This is a genomic window from Malonomonas rubra, from assembly GCF_003247215.1.
Lineage (GTDB): Bacteria > Desulfobacterota > Desulfuromonadia > Desulfuromonadales > Geopsychrobacteraceae > Malonomonas > Malonomonas rubra_A.
On the sequence record NZ_QKAP01000064.1, the window covers coordinates 1 to 8,800 of the forward strand.

Here is an 8,800-nt window from a genome sequence, read left to right on the forward strand (position 1 = left end):
CTTGCGCAGAGCCCCGATACCATTTGTGTTTCCTGCCCCTATTGTATGACCATGATGGAGGATGGACTGAAGGATGAGGGGGCGGAGAGCACCCGGGTCAAGGATGTCGCTGAAGTTGTCGCTGAAGCGTTGCGGGCGAAGAAAGGTGGCGTCTCGACCATCAACCCTTGATTTAAAGGTTTTTGGCGGCACGACCCTTGGTAAGGGGTACTGCTGGTTGGAGGTTCTATGCCCTTGGTTGACCCGTTCGGTAGAAAAATCAACTATCTGCGGCTTTCTGTGACCGATCGTTGTAATCTTCGCTGTCGTTACTGCATGCCATCGAAAGGTGTGCCGAAAAAACAGCATAGCGAAATATTGAGATTTGAAGAGCTTTACCGGGTTGCCGAAGCCGCAACGGAACTTGGCGTGGAGAAGATCCGGATTACTGGCGGCGAACCGCTGGTGCGCAAAGGGATTATTGAGTTTCTCGGTCGGCTGTCGGCTCTTCCACGCCTCAAAGAGCTGGTGCTAACCACCAATGGCATGCTGCTCCCTGAATTCGCCGATAGCTTGGCTGGTGTAGGTGTGCAGCGACTGAACATCAGCCTCGATTCGTTAGAGCCGGGAACCTTTGCCCGGATCACCCGTCGGGGGCGGCTGTCAACCGTGTTGGCCGGGATTGAAGCAGCTGGTTATGCCAACTTGCCGATGAAAATCAATACCGTGGTCATGCGTGGCGTGAATGACCATGAGATTCTCGATTTTGTCCGCATGACCCTCGACCAGAAGTTGAGTGTCCGTTTTATCGAATATATGCCGGTGATTAAAGAGCAGGGCTGGCAAGCGTTGGTAATGACTGGGGAAGGGATCCTCGCTCAGATCAGTCGTGTCCATAAGTTTGAACCGTTGGAAACAGAGGGCAGTTGCGGGCCAGCGAGAATGTATCAGGTTAACGGCGCGAGTGGCTGTTTTGGTTTGATCACACCACTCTCCGGTCACTTCTGCGCGCATTGCAATCGGATCCGTGTTGCCGCTGATGGCTCTGCCAGCAGTTGCCTGTTTGGCGACAAGCGGACAGATTTGCGGCCTGCCTTGGCGGAACGGGGCGATGCCCGCTTGTTGGCGATGTTCAGGGAATTGATTGCGGCAAAACCGCAAAGGCACCAATTGTCGACCCTAGATGCTCCGCATGAACCTTTCGTGATGGCCAGTGTCGGTGGTTAGAGGAAAAGGGTGAAATTATGAACGCTAAAGTGGTTGCTGTCTGTATCAGTGCCAACAAAGGAGAACGCAAGACACCTGTTGCCGAGGTTTTTCTAAAGCAACAGTATGGCATTGAGGGGGATGCCCACGCCGGTTCCTGTCACCGTCAGGTCAGCCTGCTGGCCAGTGAGAGCATCGCAAAAATGAAAGCGCTGGGGCTGGATGTTGACTGTGGTGATTTTGCCGAAAATATCACTACCAGTGGAATCGATCTGCCTTCACTGTCGATCGGTTGCCTGATGCGTATCAGCGAAACGACTGTCGAAGTGACCCAGATTGGCAAGGAATGTCATAACCGTTGTTCAATCTATTACCACGCTGGAGATTGTGTCATGCCTAAAGAAGGGATTTTCGTCAAGGTTCTTGCGGGTGGAAGGATTGCCCTAGGTGATGAAATCTGTTTTCTGTCGTGATCAGGCTTGCTGTTGAACCTCCGATCTCCCTCTTTTTGTTGTGGCTGGGGAGAGATCGGAGGCTCTTCAAGTGCAGGCAGGAGGGGATGCTAAGCCTTTTCAAACCTGAAAAAATCTGATTCGCTGTAATCATAAATCTCAACAGCGTCATCGTAAACCATGCCGCTAAAGTGGCAGGCGCTGGCCTGGTTGTAGCCGTCGAACAGGTTTCCGTAAACCGACAAACATATATGTTGGTTACAGGTGCTATCGACCAGACAATGGTTCACGCCATCACGGCTCTTGTTGCCGTTGCACCCTTCCTTGAACGGATATTTCTGTAAGCGATACCCAAGAGTCTCATCGTCAATACGGACCAGTTCTCCACGGTCCTTGTCCAAGAGTTGAGTTTCTTTCCAGTTGGCACTGATACGTGCGGCGGTGTAGGCAACATAAGCTTGAATGTCCTTCTGCATTTTCCTCTCCTTTCTTGGTTCCCCTGCCTGTTCCAGTAAATCAATAATGCGACAACAAGTTGCTGCGGAAGTCTGTATGTGAAATACTGTATACGGTAAATTTTGCGACAACAAGTCTGTGCGATTGTTGGGTGGCCACTAAAGTGGACCGCTTTAATCCGTTTAGAGATAAAGTTTTCAGGCTATTAGCAGGAAATTGGCTGGCTGAAAAAAGGATTTCGATGGGTTTGGGCTTTAGTAGACATATCAGTTGTCCCAGTTGTGGTTGCCGGGAGAGCTACCGCTTGGCCGATGGGCGGAAAAAGTGTCGGCGTTGCGGAAAAAAATACTCATGCCGCCTAATCAAGAGTCGTTTGCCTGTCAAAACTCTCAAGCGTTTGGCGCTCTCTTTCTGGCTTAGGGTTCCGGTGGCGATTGTTTCCCGCGAACTTCGACTGAATCCGAAGACCGTGAGCCGGCACTATAACTTGATGCGGCAGGGGATTGCTGAGGTTGAAGGGGGGGGGGCGCGAGAATGCGAGGAACCGGTACAGTTGTCATTGCTGGTAGACTCCGAAATGGATCGGGTTGTCGTCGGCCCAGCAGCTTCACTTCAATCTGCATGCTGCCAGTTGTTCGGTTGTGATTGGAAATACGGAGAGATTATATGTTGCCAGGCTCCTCTAGGGGAAATTTTTTGCCGGGTCTATCTGACGGAGTCGGTTGCGCAGCAGGGGATGCCGAACTGGCTGAAAACCATTGATAAGCTGGCCAGGATTGCCCGTGGGATGTGTCGCAGAACAACCAAGTGCCATGGCCAGAGTCAACAGATGTTGTTGAATGAAATTGCCTTCCGTTTCAATCATCGCAGCAATCCCGGAGCGTCAGCAATTCTTTACGATTTTTTCAAGAACAGCTGAGAACAACCGGAGTTGCTTTCGTCTGTTTGTCGTGAAGGGTCAGTGAACTCCCGGTGTGAGTCAGTTGTCCATTAAGCTCTGTGACTCACGCACCGGGCATTTATTCCACCTAATTTCAACAAGCTTGTTTCGTTTCACAGAATCCCTGCCTGCGAGGCCGACTATCAGCGAAGTTCAGGCAGTTGCGCAGCAATTGGGTAATGCTAACTCCGTCCTGATGAGCCCGTTGCCTCAAAATATCCATCTCATCATCATTCACTCGACAGGAAATGATAAATTTTTTTGAATCTTCTTTCTTTTTAGCCATATCTAACTCCTCTGTTGTGATAATGCTTTTTTGTGATTCTGCTTTCGTTTGGGTTAACTCACTGTTTTCGGCAATGTGCTCAGATAATTGTCAATAGTATGAGCCGCACGTTTCCCGTCACCCATTGCGAGAATAACGGTCGCTCCACCCCTGACAATATCACCGCCGGCAAACACCCCAGGCAGGTTTGTAGCGCCTTCGTCATTGACAGTGATATTTCCCCATCTGTTGAGCTGTAGCTCAGGGACGGTCGACGTCAGCAAGGGGTTGGCACTGGTTCCCAGCGCGTTAATCACGACATCTGCTTCAAGCATGAAGGTCTCCCCATCGATCGGAACCGGCCGACGCCGACCCGAATCATCAGCTTCGCCCAAGGCCATTTTTTGGCAGTGCAACGCCTTGACCCAGTCGTTTTCGTCGCCGATGACTGCCAAGGGGGAGGAAAGCATAACGAACTTCACCCCTTCCTCTTTGGCATGGTGAACCTCTTCCAGTCGTGCCGGCATCTGCGCTTCCTCGCGGCGGTAAACGATCATCGCCTCTTCGGCACCTAATCTTCGGGCGGTGCGGACGCAATCCATGGCTGTGTTGCCGGCCCCGATAACGGCGACTTTCTTCCCCCGGATGATCGGCGTCGAGCAATTTACTGTCTGTCCGGCACCCATCAAATTGACGCGAGTGAGGTATTCGTTGGCGGCGTAGACACCGTTGAGGTTTTCGCCTTCGATCCCCAGCAGTACCGGCAGACCGGCACCGTTGCCAAGAAAAATGGCATCGTAATCCCGCTGCAGATCCTGCAATGTCAAGGTTTTGCCGATGATGACGTTGCATTCGATTTTCACGCCCCTGTCGATCAACCGTTCGACCTCGATATCGATGATTTCCTTTGGCAAACGAAATTCGGGGATTCCGTAGCGCAGCACTCCGCCGGTATCGTGCAGGGCTTCAAAAATGGTAATTCCATGCCCTTTGCCGACGAGCTCTCCGGCTACGGTCAGCCCTGCCGGACCGCAACCGACCACGGCGACTCGTTTGCCACTCGGCTTGGAATTTGACGGTAGGTCCAGGTTTTCGCTATGTGACATCGCCCAATCGGCAACAAAACGCTCCAGATGGCCGATGGCGACAGGGTCTCCTTTTTTGCCGCGGACGCATTGCGCTTCGCACTGGCTTTCCTGTGGACAAACACGGCCACAGACTGCCGGCAAGGCATTGTCCTGTTGCAGAATACCGGCGGCCTCAGTTAGGTTGCCGCTGGCCAGGTTACCGACAAATTCGGGGATCGAAACACCGACCGGACAGCCCGAAACGCAGTTACGGCCGTGGCAGAGCAGGCAGCGTTGCGCTTCTTCAATCGCGGCCAGTTCCGCCAGCCCGAGGTTGACTTCCGAAAAGTTTCTGCTGCGGATTACGGGGTCTTGAGCCGGCATCTGAGTGCGCGGAATTGCAAGGCGTTCTTTCGGGCTGAGATGATTGTTCATACGGTTTTTCCTTCAGCAACGGTTAACTGGCAAGCAGTCGACAAGCTTCTTCGTGGGCTTTATACATCGATAGCCGTTTCGCCAGACTGGCAAAATCGACCAGATGACCGTCGAATTCCGGTCCGTCAACACAGGCGAATTTGGTCTCTTTTCCTATTTGAACCCGACAGCCGCCACACATGCCGGTGCCGTCGATCATGATCGGATTGAGACTGACAATGGTATGGATGCCATAGGGGCGGGTCTGCTCAGCCACGGCCCGCATCATCGGCACTGGTCCGACGGCCAGGACGGTGTTCGGTCGCGTGTCAGGTGAGTCGAGTAGATTGGCGAGTTGATCGGTGACGAAGCCCTTGGTGCCGAGGCTGCCATCATCAGTGGTGATGCATACCTCCTGGCAGAACTGTGAGAGTTCATCTGCCAAGATGATCAGCGACTTTGTGCGTCCGCCGATAATCGTTTTTACTTCATTGCCGACTGCCGCCAACTCCTTGGCCATCGGGTAGAGAACCGCCGTGCCGACGCCTCCACCGACACAGACCACCCTTTTCCATTTCTTGATTTCAGTCGGCATGCCAAGTGGGCCGGCGACATCGAGCAAAAAGCTGCCAGCGGGGACATTGGCAATCTTTCGCGTCGAGGTGCCGATAGCTTGGACAAAAAGGGTGATCGTCCCCTGTTCGATGTTGGCGTCGCCGATCGTCAGAGGAATCCGCTCTTCGCCAGCGCTCTCACGGACAATGACAAACTGGCCAGCCTTGCGCGCTGCAGCTATGCGCGGTGCTTCGACAACGATGCGATGTAACTTGGGGGCGATCAGGTCATTTTTTAGAATACTGAACATGTATACTCCGAAAGTATTTGTTTTAAATGTCATTTTGGTTTAGCGAAACCTGTGCCAGATTCTTAAGTGCTCGACTTTATTTGCTTTTCTTTTTTTGTGGGATGGGTATGGCCTGAAGGAAATTGTTAAAGCTCAGCGGCTTAGTGCATTTTGCTACAAAATGGAACACTTTGTTGTTTTTTACAACGCGTTAGCGTAGGGGAAGTATGACGCACGAAAATCGGCCCTTTCCCCTTGCGGAGATTTTAGTAGCTGAGTGAGAAAATCTTTTGGGTATGGGCTTTAGAAACCCATTAAGTAGGAATAGTACTGAGTTTACAGCTTGGTAGTGATTTGAGTGGATTGGGCAATTAGGCAGGTCAAGTGCTCAACTCCGGGACCAGTTTCGATTCGATGAACAACTCCTCCAATATTGCTGCAAGAGCCTTGGACAATAGGGGTTCTCCATAAATGGGACGGGTAGTGTCCTGCCCAAACTGGATCCGATGAAGATAGCGGGCGTAAGCGACGACCGCACTCATCTGCCGTGCACGAATCTCGGCTGTTTGCGCGGCTTGCATCACTTCAAGAGTCATGACTTGCCACTGCAGTTTAACTGCGTCATCATACTTTTTCTGAACAACCGCTTCGTAATTGACCAATCGTCTTAGCGTCGTTTCGGTTATCTCTATAACCATCCCATCCCTCCTACAGTTTCGTAGATCGCATGTTTTTTTTGAAAAACGAGAGATACAAGCAGCAAGCCATTCGTCAAGAACTTCTCAAGGCACCTTTCAATTCAAGTCAATAACCGAAAAAACTCTTTGCCGGGAATCAACATTCAAAGCTCCCGCGTCCTAACTCCTCGAGACACTAGTGCAGGTAAAAACCGCCTAGCGCCATTTTCCATTTTCGCTCCTGGCAATCGACTCTGCTGACCAAGGCAAACAACAATAGCACAGCTTTACCTGCTACGCATGACCGGTCAACTTTGTTCGTGACATAAATGTTGAACAGTCGAGGAATTGGGCAAAAAGTGTCACAGTTGAATAAATACTGTGTCGGTGACGCTGCAAGGTGGTTACGACAATATTTTTGACACAATTGTTTCTAATACAGAATATTTCGGTACGTTGACTATCACGGGTGGCGCGGTATTTGTGTCAGATTTGATTATCAAGAAAGTAGTTTGAATTTAGTTACCGCATGAATGGAGAGCCGGTCCAGCCCCAGTGATGGGGTTAGGGTGTCTTCTTCTTTTTTTGAGATAAATAGCCAACTTTTGCCCAATAGTTGGGCTAAAGAGCGATTTCAGATATTGTGCGTTTCATGACGAATGCCCCTGAAAATATCAGGGGCATTTTTTGCAAAAATTAGGATATTTGCAAATCCTGTCGAATTGTTCACCTGCCTTGACCTGCCCCTGTTAATTGGTCCACTTTGAATGTTAGTGCGTCAAAGCAGTTTCTCTATGAGCCGTTACCGCCATTGGTAGCGGCTTTAGTGTTTCTGGGGCCGGTGGCCGATAGCCGAGAGAACTGTGAGGGCGGACAGTGTTGTCATGCCTGCGCCACTGTTCGATCAGGACCTTTGGCCTCCTTCAACGTATAAAAGATTTCTCCGTTAAGCAACTCGTCTCGGAACTTGCCGTTGAACGATTCATTGTAGCCATTTTCCCATGGGCTACTAGGTTCAATGAACAAAGTCTGTGCCCCGAGCCTCTCTAGCCATCTCCGAATGACCTTTGCAGTGAACTCTGGACCATTGTCGGATCTTATGTGTTCTTGAACTCCTTTAATAAGGAACAGATCTGCCAATGTTTCCAGAACAACAATCGCTTTCAGCTTCCGTTCGACCCGAATTGCTAAACACTCACGGGTATATCCGTCAATGACCGTTAGCATCTTGATGCCTCGGCCATCCTTGGTTCTGTCCTGAACAAAGTCGTAGGGCCAGACATGGTTCCTATGCTCTGGACGTTTCCGAAAGAAAGCTCATTATTGAGCCAGAGCCATCCTCGTTTCGGCTGTTTGTGCGGAACCCTCAGCCCCTCTTATCGCCAGATCCGTTCGATGCGTTTGTGGTTAACATACCAGCCATCCTGCTGGAGTAAAGCCGTGATGCGCCGATATCCATATCTTCCGTACTGACTGGCGAGTTCAATGATAGCAGTCGTCAATGGCCCTTCATCATCGCGACCTGTGGCAATGTAACGCTGAGCCGTGCGGTTCTGACCCAACACCTTACCTATCGATGGATAAATGTTAATATGTAATTTATTGATTGGAGTACCTAGGAGTTTAATATATGCCTGTCAAATTGATGCTTGTTTTTTTGTTGGTCTTTTTGAGCTTTGGGACATTGGTACATTCTCAAGGCACGGTATTAGTTGATAATTTCGAAAATGAGTTGAGCGGAACATGGAAGGCCAAATCATTTCATAATGAAACCATTTACGAGGTCGTTCTGGAAAATGGAAGCCATGTTTTGCAAGCGACAAGCAGTGGCTCGGCGTCTGGACTTATCTATGAGCATGAATATGATGTAAATGAATATCCGATTTTGAGTTGGCGATGGAAAATTGAAGATACTGTAGAGGGCGGAGACTATCGACAGAAAATGTCGGATGATTTTGCTGCACGCATCTACGTAACATTCCCACACTGGTTTTTCCCTAAGACAACAAGCCTGAACTATATATGGGCTAATCAGATGCCCAGAGATGAAATCCACCCCAATGCTTATACAGGCAATGCGATGATGATTGCTGTTGAAAGCGGGAAGGAGAAGGTCAGGAAGTGGGTCGAGAGCCGCCGCAACATCGTCGAGGATTACCGTCTAGCCTTTGGCGAAGACCCGCCCGGAAAAGCAGTCATTGCGATCATGACAGATACCGATAACACGGGAAAGAAAGCTAGGGCATGGTATGATGACATCTATTTGATGAAGTCAGAGTCTGAGAGGAAATGACAAGTAAAAAGTAAGGATTCCATTTCTTAAGCTTTTAAAGATCAATCTAGTTATTTCTTGGTTTAATAAGCAAATATTTTAACTGAAAAGTAAATGGTTACAGGGTTCCATTAGATGTGGTGAGTGCCTTCAATGAAATTTTACCACAGTGAATTGACCTGAAAAATAAAATGCGGATGAATTCTGCCACAAGATTATACGCAGTTT

Annotated in this window: 9 protein-coding genes and 1 pseudogene; 4 read left to right on the top strand and 6 right to left on the bottom strand. The window is 49.9% G+C overall.

Annotated features, from left to right (window positions below):
* Window positions 1–228: 228 nt before the first annotated feature.
* The gene (moaA, locus tag Q7J88_RS06190; RefSeq protein ID WP_303721287.1) at window positions 229–1,206 is read left to right on the top strand and encodes a GTP 3',8-cyclase MoaA; all 978 of its coding nucleotides are present in this window, start codon (window positions 229–231) and stop codon (window positions 1,204–1,206) included.
* A 17-nt stretch (window positions 1,207–1,223) separates the two neighbouring features.
* Window positions 1,224–1,658: an MOSC domain-containing protein gene (locus Q7J88_RS06195; protein ID WP_303721288.1), complete on the top strand. Its 435-nt coding sequence runs from the start codon at window positions 1,224–1,226 to the stop codon at window positions 1,656–1,658.
* Between the two features lie 89 nt (window positions 1,659–1,747).
* Here Q7J88_RS06195 and Q7J88_RS06200 read toward each other — a convergent pair whose 3' ends face one another.
* Window positions 1,748–2,113: a hypothetical protein gene (locus Q7J88_RS06200; protein ID WP_303721289.1), complete on the bottom strand. Its 366-nt coding sequence runs from the start codon at window positions 2,111–2,113 to the stop codon at window positions 1,748–1,750.
* Window positions 2,114–2,466: 353 nt separating this feature from the next.
* Here Q7J88_RS06200 and Q7J88_RS06205 point away from each other — a divergent pair, with 353 nt between their 5' ends.
* On the top strand, window positions 2,467–3,012 hold the full coding sequence (locus tag Q7J88_RS06205) for a hypothetical protein (RefSeq protein ID WP_303721290.1): 546 nt from the start codon (window positions 2,467–2,469) through the stop codon (window positions 3,010–3,012).
* 115 nt (window positions 3,013–3,127) lie between these two features.
* Here Q7J88_RS06205 and Q7J88_RS06210 read toward each other — a convergent pair whose 3' ends face one another.
* The 5 genes and pseudogenes from Q7J88_RS06210 to Q7J88_RS06230 all read right to left on the bottom strand — a co-directional run.
* The gene (locus Q7J88_RS06210; RefSeq protein ID WP_303721291.1) at window positions 3,128–3,319 is read right to left on the bottom strand and encodes a hypothetical protein; all 192 of its coding nucleotides are present in this window, start codon (window positions 3,317–3,319) and stop codon (window positions 3,128–3,130) included.
* Between the two features lie 53 nt (window positions 3,320–3,372).
* Entirely contained in the window at window positions 3,373–4,800 is a 1,428-nt protein-coding gene (gltA, locus tag Q7J88_RS06215; RefSeq protein ID WP_303721292.1) for an NADPH-dependent glutamate synthase, read from the bottom strand.
* A 22-nt stretch (window positions 4,801–4,822) separates the two neighbouring features.
* Window positions 4,823–5,644: a sulfide/dihydroorotate dehydrogenase-like FAD/NAD-binding protein gene (locus tag Q7J88_RS06220; protein ID WP_303721293.1), complete on the bottom strand. Its 822-nt coding sequence runs from the start codon at window positions 5,642–5,644 to the stop codon at window positions 4,823–4,825.
* Between the two features lie 359 nt (window positions 5,645–6,003).
* Complete coding sequence (locus Q7J88_RS06225) at window positions 6,004–6,321, bottom strand: hypothetical protein (RefSeq protein WP_303721294.1); 318 nt, start codon at window positions 6,319–6,321, stop codon at window positions 6,004–6,006.
* Window positions 6,322–7,070: 749 nt separating this feature from the next.
* A pseudogene (locus tag Q7J88_RS06230) lies at window positions 7,071–7,868 on the bottom strand (IS3 family transposase); the annotation flags it as partial.
* Window positions 7,869–7,930: 62 nt separating this feature from the next.
* On the opposite strand from Q7J88_RS06230, the gene Q7J88_RS06235 reads away from it, so the two are divergent.
* Window positions 7,931–8,593, top strand: a complete 663-nt coding sequence (locus Q7J88_RS06235; protein ID WP_303721295.1) for a DUF3047 domain-containing protein — start codon at window positions 7,931–7,933, stop codon at window positions 8,591–8,593.
* Window positions 8,594–8,800 lie beyond the last annotated feature (207 nt).

What these genes read in the sequence shown, in the direction of transcription:
- Q7J88_RS06195 (WP_303721288.1), top strand. Translation starts at nt 1,224, where the DNA reads ATGAACGCTAAAGTGGTTGCTGTCTGTATCAGTGCCAACAAAGGAGAA.
- Q7J88_RS06220 (WP_303721293.1), bottom strand. Translation starts at nt 5,644, where the DNA reads ATGTTCAGTATTCTAAAAAATGACCTGATCGCCCCCAAGTTACATCGC.
- Q7J88_RS06225 (WP_303721294.1), bottom strand. Translation starts at nt 6,321, where the DNA reads ATGGTTATAGAGATAACCGAAACGACGCTAAGACGATTGGTCAATTAC.
- Q7J88_RS06210 (WP_303721291.1), bottom strand. Translation starts at nt 3,319, where the DNA reads ATGGCTAAAAAGAAAGAAGATTCAAAAAAATTTATCATTTCCTGTCGA.
- Q7J88_RS06235 (WP_303721295.1), top strand. Translation starts at nt 7,931, where the DNA reads ATGCCTGTCAAATTGATGCTTGTTTTTTTGTTGGTCTTTTTGAGCTTT.
- Q7J88_RS06200 (WP_303721289.1), bottom strand. Translation starts at nt 2,113, where the DNA reads ATGCAGAAGGACATTCAAGCTTATGTTGCCTACACCGCCGCACGTATC.
- moaA (WP_303721287.1), top strand. Translation starts at nt 229, where the DNA reads ATGCCCTTGGTTGACCCGTTCGGTAGAAAAATCAACTATCTGCGGCTT.
- gltA (WP_303721292.1), bottom strand. Translation starts at nt 4,800, where the DNA reads ATGAACAATCATCTCAGCCCGAAAGAACGCCTTGCAATTCCGCGCACT.